Source organism: Chitinophaga sp. CB10, from assembly GCA_001870995.2.
GTDB lineage: Bacteria > Bacteroidota > Bacteroidia > Chitinophagales > Chitinophagaceae > Chitinophaga.
Genome location: MLAV02000024.1, coordinates 1 through 17,506, shown reverse-complemented (window position 1 = coordinate 17,506; position 17,506 = coordinate 1). Strand labels below are relative to the sequence as shown.

Genomic DNA, 17,506 nt, shown 5'->3' with positions numbered 1-17,506 from the left:
CATAAAATCTACTTAAACGCAGTAACTTAATACTATGGAACAGCATACCACAATGGAGCAAATTCTTGCTAATACCAAATTCTCCGATCCTTCATCGGATAAAAAGCCGTTGATCATTTCCGGCCCTTGCAGTGCAGAAACAGAAGAGCAGGTACTTGCTACCGCACTGAGATTACAGAAAACAGGTAAAGTGGACGTATTACGCGCCGGTATCTGGAAACCACGTACCCGCCCGGGTTCTTTCGAAGGCATCGGTACCAAGGGCTTACCCTGGTTGCAGAAAGCGAAAGAGCTGACCGGTTTGCCGGTGGCAGTGGAAGTAGCTACCGCCAAGCAGGTGGAAGATGCGCTGCACTTTGGGGTGGACATCCTGTGGGTAGGAGCCCGTACTACTGTGAATCCTTTCTCTGTACAGGAAGTGGCTGACGCGCTGAAAGGTGTGGACACCACCGTGCTGATCAAAAACCCGATCAACCCTGATCTGGAACTCTGGCTCGGCGCTGTGGAAAGAATTCAGAAAGCCGGTATCAGCAAAGTAGGGCTGATTCACCGCGGTTTCTCCAGCTACGGTAACACCACTTACCGCAATGCTCCCATGTGGCACCTGGCGATCGAACTGAAACGCCGTATGCCTGAACTGCCAATGATCTGCGACCCAAGCCACATCTCCGGCCGCCGCGATATCCTGCAGGAAGTTTCCCAGGAAGCGATCGACCTGGATTACGACGGGCTGATGCTGGAAACGCACGTAGATCCGGACAACGCCTGGAGCGACGCCAAACAGCAGGTAACCCCTGAGCGCCTGGCTGAAATCCTGGATGGCATCGTATGGCGCCGCGAACATACCGATAAGAAAGATTTCAATTCCGCCCTGGAAAAACTGCGCGCGCAGATCAACCAGGTGGATGATGAAATCATGCTGCTGCTGGGCAACCGTATGAAAATTGCGGAGAAGATCGGCCAGTACAAAAAAGAAAATAACATTACCATCCTGCAAACCAACCGCTGGAATGAAATCCTGGAGCGCAACATCGCCAAAGGCGAAAAGCTGGGCCTGACCAAAGAATTCATTACCAAGTACTTCGATGCTGTTCACCTGGAGTCCATCAACCGCCAGAACAGAGTAATGAACGAAGACAAGTAAGCAGGTATGAAAATACAAACGCACCAATTCAAGCAGCAGACCTCCCGCTATTTCCTTGGCGAGAGCCTGCTGCAACTGGGCAACCACGTGGATAAAAACCGTTCCGTACTCGTGATCGACGAAAATGTAGAGCGGCGCCACGGGCACAAGTTGCACGACTGGAAAAAGATTGTTGTAGCCGCCGGCGAGGAGGTGAAAAACATGCAGACGGTGGAGCAGATCATCGATGGGCTCATCGGTTTTGAGGCCGACCGCAAGACTACGCTGGTAGGCATTGGCGGCGGGATGATGACCGACGTGGCGGGGTTTGCCGCCAGCATTTACATGCGCGGGATTCCTTTCGGCTTTGTTCCTACTACCTTACTGGCGCAGGTAGATGCCAGCATTGGCGGTAAGAACGGGGTGAGCCACGGTAAGCAGAAAAACCTCCTGGGTACGATCACGCAGCCTGAATTTATCCTCTTCGATTATACGTTACCGTTAACCATGCCGGATGAGGAATGGCATAACGGTTTTGCGGAGATCATTAAATATGCCTGCATCATGGATGCGGCGTTGTTTGATTATTTGGAACAGCACAAGGAGAAAGCTTTGGCCCGCGATGTGGAAGTACTGCAGTACCTGGTGGAAAAGTCAGTGGACGCGAAAACCAAAGTGGTGCTGGAAGATGAATTTGAAACGGGCCCCCGCCGCTGGCTGAACTTCGGGCATACCCTGGGGCATGCGGTGGAAAAGCTGGAGCATATTGCGCACGGAAAGGCGGTGGCGATCGGTATGGTGGCTGCGGCGCGTTTCTCCGAGCAATTGATGGGCTTCCCCAAAGAGCAAACCCTCCGGCTGATTAAACTGATTATGGATTACCAGCTGCCGGTTGCTTTTACTTCAGATAAGGATGCCGTGTATGACATCTTTAAGCTGGACAAGAAGCGGGAGAAGAACGATATTCACTTTGTGCTGCTGGAGACGATAGGGAAGGCGACGACGAAGGCGGTTCCTATCACGGAGTTGAGGACTATGATGGAGCAGTTGTAAAATTTTTCTAACTAACTAAAACGGCTATACGAATTATATGCAAGTTACTGTATCACCCGCCAGCATTTCCGGAACGGTTACGGCCAATCCATCAAAAAGCGCCATGCAGCGCGCGGTAGCAGCTGCGCTGCTGGCAAATGGAAAAAGCATTATCCGCAATCCCGGCCTGAGCAACGATTGCCTGGCAGCGCTGGATGTGGCCGAAAAGCTCGGCGCCACGGTAATCCGTAAGGCTGACCTGATTGAGATCAGCAGCAATGGCATACAGCCGCGTTTTGATGAGATCAACTGCGGGGAGTCCGGTTTGGGCATCCGCATGTTCACGCCGATTGCGGCGCTGGCATCTCAGCCGATCACGATTAACGGGCATGGTAGTTTGACGACCCGCCCGATGAACTTTTTTGAAGAGGTGCTGCCTCAGCTGGGCGTGAAGATCACCTCCCGCGAGGGCAAGCTGCCTTTACACATACAGGGGCCGCTGCAACCGAAGGATATTACCATCGATGGCAGCCTGAGTTCCCAGTTTTTAACAGGTTTGCTGATGGCGTATGGCGCCAATGCGGAAAATGTAACCATCACGGTGCAGGACCTGAAGAGCAAACCTTACATTGCGTTAACCTTGCAGCTGATGGCTCACTTTGGAGTGAACGTTCAGCAGGAAAATTTTGAGACCTTCCATTTCGGTAAAAAGCAACAGTACCAGGCAAAGGATTATACCGTGGAAGGCGACTGGAGCGGCGCTGCCTTTTTGCTGGTAGCCGCTGCGGTGGCGGGTAAAGCGGAGGTGCATCACCTTAACACGGCTTCTGCGCAGTCCGACAAGGCTATTTTGGATGCGTTGCGCAGCGCGGGCGCTTACCTGTTGCCAGGCATGTTTACCATCAATATTGAAAAGGACGGGTTGAAGGCTTTCGAGTTTGACGCTACTGATTGTCCGGACCTGTTTCCGCCGCTGGTAGCGCTGGCTGCTAACTGTAAGGGCACTACGAAAATACTTGGTGTGAGCCGTTTGGCGCACAAGGAGAGCGACCGTGGCATTACGCTGCAGCAGGAGTTTGGTAAAATGGGCATTCAGATTGACCTCAACGGCGATGAGATGCTGGTGCATGGCGGTACCGGTATCAAAGGCGCTACGGTGAGCTCGCATAATGACCACCGTATTGCCATGGCCTGTGCGGTAGCCGCGTTGACGGCAGATGCGCCGGTAGTAATTGAAAATGCAGAAGCGATCAATAAGTCATACCCTGAGTTCTACGACCACCTGCAGACCATAGGCGGTAAGGTAGCCGTAGCAGTGAATGCTTAAGGATCATCAACAATATTCATCTTTAAAAATTAGTGTGTGAACAGTTTTGGCAGATTATTCAGGGTTAATGTATTCGGAGAATCCCATGGGGCCAGCGTTGGTGTGAATATCGACGGGGTGCCTGCCGGTATTTCCCTGAAGCAGGAAGATTTCCTGGCAGACCTGGAAAGGCGCAAAGGCGGCTCAAGAGGCACTACTCCCCGTAAGGAAGAGGATCTTCCGTTCCTGAAATCAGGCGTTTTCAACGATCATACGACCGGCGCTCCGGTGACGATTATGTTTGAAAACAACAACACCCGCAGTACAGATTATGAGAAGCTGCGGGAGTTTCCGCGGCCCGGCCATGCCGACTTTGTAGCCACCGAGAAGTTCGGCGGTTTCGAGGATTACCGTGGCGGCGGGCATTTTAGCGGTCGCCTTACGCTGAACCTGGTGGCGGCTGGCGTGATTGCCAAAAAGATACTCGGCGACAGCGTAAAAGTGAGTGCCTATATTACGGAAGTGGGTGGTAATCCTGATCCGGAAGCGGGCCTGGAAGCGGCTATTGCGGCGAAGGATTCCGTAGGCGGTATTGTAGAGTGCAGGGTAGAAGGTTTACCGATTGGATTGGGCGAGCCTTTCTTTGATTCTTTGGAGTCGAACCTGGCCCATGCCGTATTTGCCATTCCTGCCATCAAGGGCATTGAATTCGGCGCCGGCTTTGCCGCCGCGAAGATGAAAGGCCTGGAACACAACGATCCTATTGTGGATAAAACCGGTAAAACGGCTACCAATCATGCCGGCGGTGTGGTTGGCGGGATTACCAACGGCAACCCGCTGGTTTTTCGTATAGCCGTGAAGCCGACGTCCAGCACGCCTAAGGAGCAGCAGACGTTGAATATTAAGAGCGGGGAAGTGGAAACGTTTAGTGTGAAGGGGCGTCATGATTTGTGTATAGCGTTGCGTGTGCCGGTGGTGCTGGAAGCGGTGACTGCGATGGTGCTGGCGGATTTCATGCTGCTGGAGCAGCGGAGGCCGCGGGTGTTTAAGCAGGGGTGATTGCTGTGGGGATTAGAGAAGTTATTAGCAGAGAGAGCCGGCCGGGAGGGTCGGCTTTTTTTGTGTGGGTTTTTTGTGGTTGTGGGGGGGCCGGGCGTCAGGGGGGGACGTGGCTGTGGTTTTGGACGGGAGTTAGCTGGTCTTTTAACTGCACACAGTGGTTTTTCTACACCGCGCGCCTGTGTTCTTACTGACGGCATACCTGTGTTCTTCCTTACTTCCCTGGCCTCCTCACTGCACACTTCCGTTTTTCTATACCGCGCGCCTGCGTTCTTCCTGACGGCATACGTGCGATCTTCCTTACTTCCCTGACCTCCTGCACACTTCCGTTTTTCTATACCGCGCGCCTGCGTTCTTCCTGACGGCATACCTGCGTTCTTCGCACTTCCCTGGTTTCCTGACTGCACACCCTGGTTTCCTGACTGCACATCTGCGTTCCTCCTCACTGCACGTCTCCGATCCTCCTCACCGCACACCTCCATTCTTCCTCACCTTACACTTCCGTCCCTCCTCACGGCAAATCTCCGATCCTCCTCACTGCGCACCTCCGCGCCTCCTCACTACACTCCCAAGGTCTCCCCAATGCATTTCTCCATGCCGCTGTACCGCACTTCTCCGTGCTCCTACTGCACCCTCCGAGCCTCATTCATCCCCAAAACCCCCGGTTCGCTGATACTTCCTTAACCGCCCATGTAAAGTTTTTACCTTTTTTTCGTTTATGCTTTCGATTGCAAAGCCTTTTTTATATTTTGGGGGAAGCAATCAATAAACCACGCTATGAACCATAACGATTCAAGAAGGAGCTTCCTGAAACAGGCAGCGCTGGCTACCCTGGCAACCGCCACTCCCAGCCTGCTGATGGCCGCTGCGAAGCCTTACACCCGTAAGATCGGGCCCAACGAAAAAGTAAATATCGCTTTCATTGGTATTGGCAACAGGGGAGGAGAGATCGCCCAGGCGCTCTATAAAACCGGACTGGCAAACGTTGTAGCACTTTGCGATGTGGATATGGGCGCGCCCCATACCCTCGAAGTCATGAAGATGTTCCCTAACGTACCACGCTTCCAGGACTTCCGCCAGATGTTCGATAAGATGGGCAACCAGATCGATGCCGTATCTGTCGGCGTACCTGACTTCTCCCATTTCCCGATTACCATGATGGCCATAGGCCTGGGTAAACACGTGTATGTGGAAAAACCGATGGCCCGCACCTTCAATGAAGTGGAGCTGATGATGAAGGCCGCCCGCAAGAACCCTAAAGTGGTAACCCAGATGGGTAACCAGGGCCACTCCGAGGCCAACTATTTCCAGTTCAAAGCCTGGACAGAAGCCGGTATTATTAAAGATGTAACTGCTATCACCGCACACATGAACTCCCCACGCCGCTGGCATGGCTGGGATCCAAATATTAAGTCGTTCCCGCCGGCAGAACCGGTACCAGCAACACTGGACTGGAACGTATGGCAGATGACCACGCAAGGCCATTCCTATAATAAAGACTTTGTAAACGGGCAATGGCGCTGCTGGTTCGATTTCGGCATGGGCGCACTGGGCGACTGGGGCGCGCACATCATCGATACAGCGCATCAGTTCCTGAACCTGGGCTTGCCGTACGAGGTAGATCCGATTAAACTCACCGGTCATAATAATTTCTTCTACCCGATGAGCACCACGCTGGCTTTCAAATTCCCTAAGAGAGGAAACATGCCGGCACTGGATATCACCTGGTACGATGGTGTGGATAACCTGCCACCGATCCCTGAAGGCTATGGTGTACAGGGGCTCGATCCAAATATCCCGCCGCCAAGCAATGGTCCGATAAAGCCAGCTAAATTGAACCCTGGTAAAATCATTTACAGTAAAGACCTGACTTTCAAAGGCGGTTCACACGGTAGCACCCTGTCTATCATTCCGGAAGAAAAAGCGAAAGAAATGGCAGGTAAATTACCAGAGGTGCCGAAGAGTCCTTCCAACCACTTTGAAAACTTCCTGAAGGCTTGTAAAGGCGAGGAGCAAACCCGTTCGCCATTCGCCATTGCAGGGCCGCTTAGCCAGGTATTCTGCTTAGGCGTAATTGCGCAGTGGACCGGTGAGAAGATTCAGTTTGACAGGGAGAAGAAAGTGATTACGAGTAGTAAACGTGCGAATGAATTATTAGTAGGGCCTCCGCCTAGAAAGGGCTGGGAGCAGTATTATAAGGTATAAAGGGAAAGGGGCTTAGGCCCCTTTTTTTATAGGAATTGAAATTTGTCGAGTGTTTATTTATTTTGAATTTTAACAGTAAGTTGCCTATTTTTAAATAGGCATTTTTTCGAGGATACTGCCGTTTAAGAAGCTATATATTGTAAAGCTGTAGAACCAAAATGATACTTAGCATCTGACCTAATTTAGTCAAGCTGCCAAAAAATATCTATACCTATTTGTTATGTTGAAAAGAATCACGCTGGTCTTAGGATTGTTGTTAACTTATGTTATTACTGAAGCCCAGACAAATGAACCATCTTACAAAAAGGAATTATGGAAGCTGCCGATACCTACGACGCCTAACGCCGCCGCTCTTGGTAAGTTTGGTGACATTCCTGTTGGTTTGGCAACTGGAATCCCATCAATTACAGTTCCCATCTTCAATTATAAAGACGATTCAAAAAATCTGAATGTAGATATCCAATTACGTTATCATGCTGGCGGATATAAGGTAGAGGATATGGCATCTAATGTGGGACTTGGATGGGCGCTGGATGCAGGTGGTGTTATATCCAGGGCCATGAATGGTACCCCTGATGAGCGGCCGGGAGGATATCTGATAACAGAAGCTTTGCCAGATTTGGAAACACATGTTCCCGAATTGTTTAGTTATGTATGGGGAGATTCGGCTTATGAACCAACCATTAATCAGGCTATCACATGGGGAAACTACCATCAGGCTTATTTACTGCTGGATGAAATAGAGAAAAGGAATATGGATAGCCAGGCTGATATATTTAATATCAGCGCACCTGGTATCTCTGCCAAATTTATATTTACAAAAGATAGAAAAGCTCATTTAATCAGTCAGCAGAACTTAGCAGTAAGTTTCGTTGGAAATATTGATGATTTCCATGGAGGAGAAATAGACACTTTTCGTGTGGTGGATAATAATACAGGTACAAATTATGTATTTGCTGTAAAAGAATATCAAGATTTAGGCAGCATGTTTGAGCCAATTGGAGTGAACGGCGCCGAAGCCAGACATTTTACTTCCAATTGGTATCTGAACTATATTATTTCTGCGGATAGAAAGGATACCATTATTTTTAAATATGAAAAATTTCAAGGGCCTTTAGAATACGAAGGAATGTTTTCAGAGTCGCGTAGATATCAGCTAAATAACTTCAATGGTTCTTCGGGGGGAGCGTATAGTGGAATAATACATAGCACACCGATTATTGTTTACGAACCTATTCGATTAACTGAAGTGCATTTCCCGGATGATACAAAAATAAATTTCGCTTATAATTTAGCCAGATTAGACTACACAAGAGATAAAGCACTTACGGATATTATAATCAAAAATCAGGATCAACAGAAACATTTTAATCTTACATATGATTACTTCGACTCACCCTGTATAAATAGTGATTGTGTATCTTTTATTCCAACAGATTTACCGAATGATTACAGTAAGCGACTAAAATTACTTCGCGTACAACAAATTGATAAAAATGGTGGTCTGTTGCCTCCTTATGAGTTTGAATATAATAATAAAATGTTGCCTAGTCGTAGATCTACAGCCCAAGATCACTGGGGTTATTACAATGGAAAGACAGCGCTTACTTTAATTCCTGAATTTTACATTCCCAATATTGGGATTGCAGGTGGGCATGTTGGCGGGGCTATTCGGGATGCTGACCCAAATTTTGCAATTGCAGGTATTTTGGAAAAGATAAAATATCCGACAGGTGGATACACTAAGTTGTATTATGAAGGTAATAATGTGTATAATGAGGAATACTTTTACAATCAAACAACTCAGAACGTCAATTTTGTAAAACAGGAAGCTGGGCTATTCAAAAGTCTGGCATTACCTGACAGAGCGTCGGCAGATACAGTACCTTTAACGATTCAAAGTGATAGTCCATTTGAATTGGATACTGATGAAACAGAGAATCAGGTTCCTACAGGGGGAAATATTGAAGTTACCATTAGAAGTACAGACCTTTCTTACTCAAAAACGATAATATGCCCCACCGAGAGCTTAAAGGGAGGGGTATTTGAAAATCTCCTGTTACCTTTAAATAAGAGCTATGAGGTTTCCTTTACTGGAGATTATTTCACTAATCTTAATCCGAATTATGAAATTAAGTTAATTTATACTTATAAGATTCATCCTGTACCGCGGAGCGTGGGTGGTTTAAGAGTTGTTAAAACTGAGGATTATGATGGTGTAAAAACTGAACCAATTGTTACTCGTTACAGCTATGCGGCCGTTGATGGGCCTACATCAGGGAATATACAAAATATGCCAAATTACTCGTACTCATATGATACACATTTGGAATGGTCTGAAGGAGATATGAATACTTTACCCAAGCTTCGTATTCTATATTTTGTAAACTTTATTTCTTCTCCAACGCAGTCGCTAAGTTACTATCAGGGGAGTCCGGTAATTTATAAACGTGTTACGGTGACTAAAAGCCAAGCTGCTACCCCTCTTGGATATACAGTTCATGAATTTTCCAGCTTTGCAAGGGAGCCTAATGCAATTAATGATTATCCATACGTTCAACAACAACCGTTGGAGTGGAAACAGGGGCTGCCTTTAGCCGATTCAGTGTTTGATGGTGTAGGAAGATTAATAAAGACAATTAATAATGAATATCAGTATCATGAAGAAAGACCCAGTGATAATAATAGCAGAAATCTATTAACTTATACCGTTCAGACGGACAATAAGGATACACGACAAAATACAGTATTTGGGGCCAGAAGATTTTACTGGATTTTTGGCCGGTCTGAGTTAACTAAAAGAACTACGAAAGAGTTTACAGCAAGTGGCACTATTGAGCAGGTGGTGGAATATACCTACTATCTGGATAATTATCAACTAGCGAAACAACGAACATTTAATAGTAGAGGTGAAACTTACGAGTCAAGATATTATTATGTAAATAATTATGATCAGAGTGTATTTCCTCCAAATACACTCTTGTATAACGGGCATAAGATGGTATCAAAGGAAGATTGGCTATTCAAAAATGGAAACTGGTTCCTCACGAATGCCTTTGTAACTAGTTTTGCTGCATTCGATAATATTGTAAGACCTTCAAGCATCTTATCCGCGCCATTGGGACTTACACCTGAATCCTCAGTTGGTGCGTTTAATCCCGCCATATTATATCGCGTTCCCGGCCTTACTGAGGATATCACTTTCGAAAAATACAACTATCAGGGAAATGTGACAGAAGTCAAATTTAAAAACAAACCTCTAAACAGCCTTATCTGGGATAGCAAACAACTGCACCAGCCTACCGCAGTTGTGGAAAATGCGCGTCTTGAAGAGGTTTATTATACTAGTTTTGAAGATGCCACAGGCATTGCTGATCCGGAAGCTGTAACAGGTGATAAAGTCTTTGCTGGCAATTTTACTATTCCCTTTACCATCCCAACGAATTCCGGGCGTACTTTCACCCTTTCTTATTGGACATCAAATGGTAATAAGTGGGAGCTCCACCAGGAGCCCTATTTTGGGCCGAAAGTCATTTCTGCTATAAAGATCGATGAAGTAAGAGTATTTCCCACAGATGCAATTATGACTACTTTTACTGCTAAACCACTTGTGGGTGTTACAAGTACAAGTGATTCGAAAGGCCTTATTGCTAAATATGAGTATGATGATTTCCTGCGCTTGATGCAAATCAGGGATATCCACAAAAATATTCTGAAGAAGTTTGAATATTCATATAATACGCCCTCGGCGCCTGGACAAATTTATCGAAGTGATGCAATTAGTCAGTCATTTACAAAAAATGATTGCGCAGGTGGTTTTGCAGGCAGTACAGTTACTTATACCGTTGCTGCGGGGAAATATAGTTCTACCATTTCTCAGTCAGATGCTAATGAAAAAGCATGGATGGAACTAAACGCAAACGGGCAGAATTATGCGAATGCAAATGGCCAATGTAGCGCCACCGGTTGTTCGACAAATTCTTGCTCTGGACCAGGTCAGCGTTGTGTTGCGAATAATTGTGAAACTGGAATAAAAATTTGCACCAACTCTGTATTTAACCCTTCTACAGGAATGTATGATTGCACGTTCCATTATGAATGGAGTGATAATGTATGGTCGGCTGATTTTATAGAAAGTTCGCCATATGAATGTTTAATTCATTAGAAGTCGATTTAATAATGAAAGCTGTTTTCTTTATTGCTTTTGCATTAGCACTGTTATCATCTGATGCTGTGGTAGCTCAAACTGCACATGATGCAGGTATCTGTAAACGAATGCAGGATAGCTTGCATATTGATGAAATGCAGTTAAATAATATAATGAAAATTAATATGGAAATTACCAGAAAGAAACAACAGGCGAGATTGGATAATAAAGATGAGATAAAATTACGGATGAAAATTCAAACAGTGGAGAATACAAGGGACTCTCTCTTTAGTAATGTCCTTACTGTTGAGCAATTTCGAATTTATAAAGCAAAGAAAGGGTACTTTTTGAATGGAGGTTTAAATTAAGCAGCATCTCTCGCTGGGTCAAAATTTATTTAATAGATCACTTTTATATGTAAAAGTCATGCTGGAAAGAATGATATTACGATTAAGTACCTGTACCGTGAAAAAAATCCTTATTCTCCTTATTTGCAGTTTTGTCCCAGGCGTCATTTTTGCCCAGGAAAATAAGCCCTCACCGGTAGCGCCGGTAGCGGCAACGCCAGCCCCTGTACCGAATGGCTATACGAATCCTTCCATAAACTACGTAAGAACCTGGGAGCCGGCAATACCAATAACCAATGCTGCTGATGTGAGTAGCCGTACTAAACCTGTTAGCCAGGTTAAAGAACAAACTGCTTATGTGGACGGTCTTGGCCGCCCTCTTCAGACAGTAATAAAAGGAATTAGCCCCCAAGGGGGCGACCTGGTGACACCAGTAGTGTACGATCAATTTGGAAGAGAAACTCTTAAATATTTGCCTTATGCCTCCTCAACAGGTGATGGTAACCTGAAGTTGAATCCATTTATAGAGCAGCAACAGTTCTACCAGGGCTATCCGTCAGCACAACAGCAAACAATTTACTATAGCGAGGTGGAATATGAAGCCTCACCGCTTAGCCGGCAATTAAAAAGCTATGCAGCAGGGAACAGCTGGGCTAAGACGGGTGGCAATCATCCGGTGGAGCAGCAATACCTGGTAAATGACGCAGCCGACCAGGTGGTTATCTGGACGGTTGATAATAATGGCAATACAGTTGCATCAGGTTTCTATGCACCTGGTACTTTGTATAAGGAGGTAGTCATCAACGAGGATGGCGCGAAAGTGATCACCTTTAAGGATAAAAGTGATCACCAGATTTTGAAGAAGGTGGAAAAGACATCCGCTCATGCCAATGCCTACGATGGCTGGTTAAGCACTTATTATGTTTATGATGATTTAGGGCAGCTCAGGACGGTCATCCCCCCACTGGCTGTGGAAAAGATGGCAGGGCAGTGGAACCTGGATCCGGTAAAAGAGGAACTCTGCTTTCAATATAACTATGACGGCCGTGGCCGTATGATTGAAAAGAAAATCCCGGGAGCGGGATTGGTGGAGATGGTGTATGATAGCCGTGACAGGTTGGTGTTTACCCGCGATGGAAACATGCGAGCGAAAGGTGATTGGATGGTAACTTTCTATGATGGGCTTAACAGACCAGTGGAAACAGCGGTTTATCATCCCGCAGTCGGTACAGACCGGTCTTCCCTGCAGGCAGTCATGAATGCGGTCAATAATACAACAGGCCAGCAGCAGTTCACTTTTGCCGGTATTGACAACCTGGTAATGGCGGCAGACCAGCAAAAGTCGCTTTATGAAGCAAGAGTAAGCATTGAACTGGTGGATGGCTACGACAGTAATACCGGGGAAAAAGAATATTCGATCAATCCCAATCTGAATGCCGGACAGGTATCCTTGTCGGTAACTAACCCGTTACCTGGTTTGAATGAGGCAGAACTAACACCGCTAACTTTTACTTTCTATGATAACTATAATTATCCTGGTGTGATTGCACCGGTTGGATTTGATTTTAATCCTTATAAAGACGTTAATGCTGTAGGGCCGGTAGATCCGGTTCGGACTACCAGTACCCAGGGATTGGTAACAGGTATCCGTACCCGCGTTTTGGGCACAAATACCTGGCTGACTACCAGTACCTATTATGACGATAAGGGGCGTACAATAGAAGTTGCGGCAGATAATTATAATAATGGCCGGCACACAGTACATACCATGTATGACTTCACCGGTAAAGTATTACTCACCCATGAACAGCTGACCAATCCGTCCAGTGCCAAACAGTCGAGCATGGATGTGATTACCCGTAATACCTACGATGCCGGCGGTAGATTACTTACGGTTACCAAGCGCTATAATAATGATCCCAGCCTGGAACGTGTAATTTTATCCAATACATATGATGCGAATGGTCAGCTGCAGAAAAAGGATCTTGGCGTAGGCAGTGATGGAATAGCGCTTACCTCCATTACCTATGATTATAATATCCGCGGTTGGCTTACGGGCATGAATAAGGCCTATGTGACCAATGGCGGAGGAGACCGCATATACTTCGGACAGACGCTCTCCTATGATAATGGCTTTGACAAAAAGTATTTTGGCGGAGATATTGCCGGTCAGCAATGGCGTGGATATAACGATCCGGTAGCAAGGGCTTATGGATATAACTATGATAATGCCAACAGGCTGCTGGGAGCGGACTTCAACCAGCAAAACAATGGCCCTTCAGACAGCTGGACGCACAACCTGGTGAATTTTACTGTATCCGGCCTTAGTTATGATGCCAATGGAAACATAATGAGCATGAAGCAGGAGGGGATGGCAGGCGGAGCACCGGCGGTGATAGATGATTTACAGTATCGCTATAACAATAACAGTAACAAGTTACAGTCCGTAAATGACAACGGAGGAACGCCGGTGGCATTGGGAGACTTCAAAAACTCTCCTTCCGATGGAATAGACTATGACTATGATGCCAACGGCAACCTTACCCGTGATGAAAATAAAGGCATTACCAGCATTGGCTATAATTTACTGAATCTGCCACAGGAAATCACCGTTGGGGCAAAAGGCAGTATAAGCTACCTGTACGATGCCGCCGGTACTAAATTAAGAAAGACCGTTGTAGATAGAACTGTTTCACCGGTCAAGAGAACGGTAACAGATTACCTGTCCGGCGCCGTTTTCAAGGACAACGTGATGGAATTAATCGGTCATGAGGAAGGCAGGCTGCGGGTGGTGAACAAGGAAGGCAGTGCACCGCTGTATATTTATGACTACTTCCTGAAGGACCATCTGGGCAACGTACGTACGGTATTGACAGAGCGCAATGACCAGACCATTTATGCGGCTACCATGGAACCCGCAAAGGCATCTACAGAGGAAGCATTATTCAGTAATATCTCCACCACCCGGGCTGATTTGCCGGTAGGTTATCCGGCCGATGGAACCACGGCTTCCAATAAATTTGCATCCAAACTAAACGGTGGATCTGACAAGAAGGTGGGCGCCTCCCTGGTATTGCGCGTCATGGCGGGGGATACCGTCAAAATGGGCACCAAGGCCTTCTACAAATCAGCCGCAGGGCAAAAGAAGAATGCTTCCAGAGAAGAGATACTTAGCTCCTTGCTGAATGCATTTGGAGAAAGTGCGGGCAGTGGAGGTCACGGCAGCGTGGCATCCAATCGTGGCCCGGTAAGCAACCTGACCGGCAACGACCTGCGGAGGCTGGCTGAAAAGAACCCTGATCAGGGGGTGGACAAGCCCCGGGCTTACCTGAACTACGTATTGTTTGATGATCAGTTTAAGCTGGTGGATCAAAGCAGCGGTCTTAAACAGGTGGCAGCCACCCCTGACGAGCTGCAAACGCTGGCAACGGACGAGGTAGTGATGACTAAAAGCGGATTTCTGTATATTTACACCAGTAATGAAACCAGTCAGGATGTTTACTTCGACAACCTGGTGGTGACGCATAACGGTGGACCGGTGTTGGAGGAGACGCATTATTATCCATTCGGGTTGACTATGGCGGGGTTGAGTGAGAAAGCTATTTATAACCCGCAAAACCGCGTTCAGTTCAATGGTAAGGAGTTGCAGAACAGGGAGTTCGCAGGGAATGGAGGCAGTGGTCTGGAGTGGTACGATTACGGCGCCAGGATGTATGACCAGCAGATAGGTAGATGGCATGTGATTGATCCGCTAAGTGAAGAGTATATCCAGTATTCACCTTACAACTTTGCGACTAATAATCCTGTTTACTATTACGATGAGGATGGTCGTTTTCTGGGAACGCTTATTGGAGCAGGTGTTGGAGCAATTGTCGGTGGTGTTCGGGCGGCGATCAGGGGTGAGAATATCCTGAAGGGCGTTGGAAAAGGAGCGTTATCCGGTGCGATTGCAGGCGCAGTTGTAGACCTTATGTAGACCTTACAGTTGCCACTGCAGGAACTGGTACGGTAGCGCTGGTTGCAGCAGGAGCCTTGTCTGGTGCGGCGGGAAACGCAGTGGATCAAGGATTGAATATACTGGACGGTACGCAGGACAAGTTTAGTTGGGGACAGTTGGGTATATCGGCCGGCATTGGTGGCGGATTAGGCTATGCTGGTGCCAAGCTGGCACCGTGGCTTTCAAAGGTATTTAGTAAAACTAGCGGAGGGAAAACACCGGTAGTTGAAATCGAGCAGCCGACTATAACGCAGTTTGGTGAGCGGGTTGTCTCGCCGTCTAATGGAGGGAATGCTAGTCCTGCTGCGAATTTAGGAGGAAGGGGTGCACCTAAGCCATCACCTAAGTTTAAGCTGCCTACTAACCCACCGCAGTCACCTCCTGCACAAGTTCCTCCGGGATATAATCTAAGGGTGATGCCACCTACTCAACAATATCCTAATGGTTATTGGGTGCTGGAAAAGGCAATGCCTCAAGGAGGCTTCCAGAAAGTCAATCCTGCTACAATGAAACCCGGGCCTAATCCCGATACTCACGTTCCGCTACCAGAAGGTTATTGGTAATTTTTTTAAAACAGTGTTATGTACTTTATACCTAAAGAGTTTGATTTTTCCCAGCTTAAAGGAGATTATATACAGCAGATATGTTTTAGCATAAATAACATTGTTCTTTTTCTTGAAAGAAAAGGATCTATAAAAATGGAAGGGCGATTTACATTGTCAGATGAACATGGAAACCTCTGCATATATGAGACCTATCCTGTTAATAAAGATTTTGGGTTATTAAAATTGCTTGAACAAAGAATAGAAGAACTAAACACAAATGAGACACGAAGTGACCTTATTATTAGTTTTGAAAATGGCTTTGTGCTAAAGTTACTAGGTGAAGAGGGGTATGAATCATATACATTGAATATAGGAGAAGATAGAATAATAATTTAACTCTTTGCTATTGGAGTACATTTTTAATTTTCCTGTTGGCGATAAAGGAATCAAGGAACTCGAACACGAGTTCTTTGTCTTTTAGGGACAGTTTATTGATATCCTGTATCCTGCCAAGGGTAGCGGCATCTAACTCCATATCCGTGATGCCCACGAGCCAGTCGAGCGATACGCCCAACACCTTCGCCATTTTTGTAGCTGCATCAATGGACGGCTTCATCTCATCCCGCTCATATCTTCCGATAGCAGGCCCTTTGGTACCGAGGTGAGATGCCATCTCTTCCTGGCTGATACCTTTCTTTTTGCGGGCTTCTAACAAACGTTTACCAAAACTCATACGTACTGATTAAAACGGCCAAACCGACCATACCATACATTTACAAAACAGTAATATCACTAAAGTTGATCAATAATGTTAAGAACTATTATATCATTTATTTTTGCGCTAATTTGGGTGGGCTGTAGCTTTGCACAAAAGCCGATCACCCCTCCTGCCACCAATGGACAAGATTCTCTTTTTAATTACCATTTTAAAATATTAGACTCAGTCGTTAATGCTAATGTAAAGGATACAGTTTACTATTGTTGTACTCAGCAAATTGCATTCATGGAAGAACATACTAAGATAGAGTCGAAATCGGATGGAACTTTGCTAGGAAAATTGAGTTTCAGTAAAAGTGATTGGGAGAAGTGGCATAAGTGGTACAAAGAACACTATCCACAATAAGGATATGATTAATTAAAAGGGCCGCAGGCGTCAGCTTGCGGCTTTTTACATTTGTTTAAGTTTAACGTTTTTGATGAGGGCATCAAGCGTATAAAGAATGTGTTGTTTATCTTCCTCCGGGAAAGAAGCAATATAATAGTGGGATTACTGGAACTTATTTAGGGCAGGAAGGGTATGCGGTTGATGAATCTTCAGGCCTGATTAATCATTATAATAGTGATGGTACGATTACACAAGGTCCAATTACTTTATCTGAAGTAACGGTTAGTCCTGGACTAAAAAATGGTTTTCCTGCTGAAATGTATGCAATGGCAGGTCGAGACTATTATAAAGGTAGCTACAGAGCTTTCCAGGATGCGATAAGAAGTCAAGACCGTTCATTTAAGTTTATTAATAATTACTTTGCTCCAGTAGTGATTACTGTATCAACTATGGGGCTTGAAGGTATGGCGGCCAGTGGAATAACGCCAGCCTTAAGACTTACTTCAGGACAAATGGGCAAAATTATCGGTTGGGGAGAAGGATGTAAGCTTCCCCTAAAACTAAGCCAGTCAGGATTAGAGCTTCTCATGCAATAGACCTTGATAAAAACGCTCGGCGTATTTGCAAGGAGATAGATACC

At 46.2% G+C, this 17,506-nt stretch carries 12 protein-coding genes; 11 read left to right on the top strand and 1 reads right to left on the bottom strand.

The genetic code is table 11. The features are described 5' to 3' along the window. The first annotated feature begins 34 nt into the window (after positions 1-34). The 10 genes from BOC67_RS23910 (at position 35) to BOC67_RS23865 (ending at position 16,157) form a co-directional block, all read left to right on the top strand. The gene (locus BOC67_RS23910) at positions 35-1,144 is read left to right on the top strand and encodes a chorismate mutase (protein WP_291914536.1); all 1,110 of its coding nucleotides are present in this window, start codon (positions 35-37) and stop codon (positions 1,142-1,144) included. Positions 1,145-1,150: 6 nt separating this feature from the next. Then, complete coding sequence (gene aroB, locus BOC67_RS23905) at positions 1,151-2,176, top strand: 3-dehydroquinate synthase (protein WP_291914534.1); 1,026 nt, start codon at positions 1,151-1,153, stop codon at positions 2,174-2,176. Between the two features lie 37 nt (positions 2,177-2,213). Further along, positions 2,214-3,482, top strand: coding sequence for a 3-phosphoshikimate 1-carboxyvinyltransferase (aroA, locus tag BOC67_RS23900; RefSeq protein ID WP_291914532.1), 1,269 nt, complete (start codon positions 2,214-2,216; stop codon positions 3,480-3,482). Between the two features lie 36 nt (positions 3,483-3,518). Further along, complete coding sequence (locus tag BOC67_RS23895) at positions 3,519-4,520, top strand: chorismate synthase (RefSeq protein WP_291914530.1); 1,002 nt, start codon at positions 3,519-3,521, stop codon at positions 4,518-4,520. 777 nt (positions 4,521-5,297) lie between these two features. Then, positions 5,298-6,725 carry a Gfo/Idh/MocA family oxidoreductase gene (locus BOC67_RS23890; RefSeq protein ID WP_291914527.1) on the top strand — a complete coding sequence of 476 codons (1,428 nt, stop codon included), beginning with the start codon at positions 5,298-5,300 and terminating at the stop codon, positions 6,723-6,725. 220 nt (positions 6,726-6,945) lie between these two features. Further along, complete coding sequence (locus BOC67_RS23885; RefSeq protein ID WP_291914525.1) at positions 6,946-10,890, top strand: DUF5977 domain-containing protein; 3,945 nt, start codon at positions 6,946-6,948, stop codon at positions 10,888-10,890. A gap of 14 nt (positions 10,891-10,904) precedes the next feature. Continuing rightward, entirely contained in the window at positions 10,905-11,240 is a 336-nt protein-coding gene (locus BOC67_RS23880; RefSeq protein ID WP_291914523.1) for a hypothetical protein, read from the top strand. Positions 11,241-11,298: 58 nt separating this feature from the next. After that, positions 11,299-15,195: a DUF6443 domain-containing protein gene (locus BOC67_RS23875; protein ID WP_367115587.1), complete on the top strand. Its 3,897-nt coding sequence runs from the start codon at positions 11,299-11,301 to the stop codon at positions 15,193-15,195. A 92-nt stretch (positions 15,196-15,287) separates the two neighbouring features. After that, complete coding sequence (locus BOC67_RS23870; protein WP_291914519.1) at positions 15,288-15,779, top strand: hypothetical protein; 492 nt, start codon at positions 15,288-15,290, stop codon at positions 15,777-15,779. An 18-nt stretch (positions 15,780-15,797) separates the two neighbouring features. Then, on the top strand, positions 15,798-16,157 hold the full coding sequence (locus tag BOC67_RS23865) for a hypothetical protein (protein ID WP_098192105.1): 360 nt from the start codon (positions 15,798-15,800) through the stop codon (positions 16,155-16,157). Positions 16,158-16,164: 7 nt separating this feature from the next. Here BOC67_RS23865 and BOC67_RS23860 read toward each other — a convergent pair whose 3' ends face one another. Then, on the bottom strand, positions 16,165-16,494 hold the full coding sequence (locus BOC67_RS23860; RefSeq protein WP_120514131.1) for a helix-turn-helix transcriptional regulator: 330 nt from the start codon (positions 16,492-16,494) through the stop codon (positions 16,165-16,167). A gap of 698 nt (positions 16,495-17,192) precedes the next feature. On the opposite strand from BOC67_RS23860, the gene BOC67_RS23855 reads away from it, so the two are divergent. Next, positions 17,193-17,462 (top strand): hypothetical protein, encoded by a 270-nt coding sequence (locus BOC67_RS23855; RefSeq protein WP_291914510.1) that lies wholly within the window; start codon positions 17,193-17,195, stop codon positions 17,460-17,462. Positions 17,463-17,506 lie beyond the last annotated feature (44 nt).

Bases quoted from the DNA above. Each gene is read 5' to 3' on its own strand.
- BOC67_RS23910 (WP_291914536.1), top strand. From the start codon at position 35: ATGGAACAGCATACCACAATGGAGCAAATTCTTGCTAATACCAAATTC.
- aroB (WP_291914534.1), top strand. From the start codon at position 1,151: ATGAAAATACAAACGCACCAATTCAAGCAGCAGACCTCCCGCTATTTC.
- aroA (WP_291914532.1), top strand. From the start codon at position 2,214: ATGCAAGTTACTGTATCACCCGCCAGCATTTCCGGAACGGTTACGGCC.
- BOC67_RS23890 (WP_291914527.1), top strand. From the start codon at position 5,298: ATGAACCATAACGATTCAAGAAGGAGCTTCCTGAAACAGGCAGCGCTG.
- BOC67_RS23885 (WP_291914525.1), top strand. From the start codon at position 6,946: ATGTTGAAAAGAATCACGCTGGTCTTAGGATTGTTGTTAACTTATGTT.
- BOC67_RS23880 (WP_291914523.1), top strand. From the start codon at position 10,905: ATGAAAGCTGTTTTCTTTATTGCTTTTGCATTAGCACTGTTATCATCT.
- BOC67_RS23875 (WP_367115587.1), top strand. From the start codon at position 11,299: ATGCTGGAAAGAATGATATTACGATTAAGTACCTGTACCGTGAAAAAA.
- BOC67_RS23865 (WP_098192105.1), top strand. From the start codon at position 15,798: ATGTACTTTATACCTAAAGAGTTTGATTTTTCCCAGCTTAAAGGAGAT.
- BOC67_RS23860 (WP_120514131.1), bottom strand. From the start codon at position 16,494: ATGAGTTTTGGTAAACGTTTGTTAGAAGCCCGCAAAAAGAAAGGTATC.
- BOC67_RS23855 (WP_291914510.1), top strand. From the start codon at position 17,193: ATGGCAGGTCGAGACTATTATAAAGGTAGCTACAGAGCTTTCCAGGAT.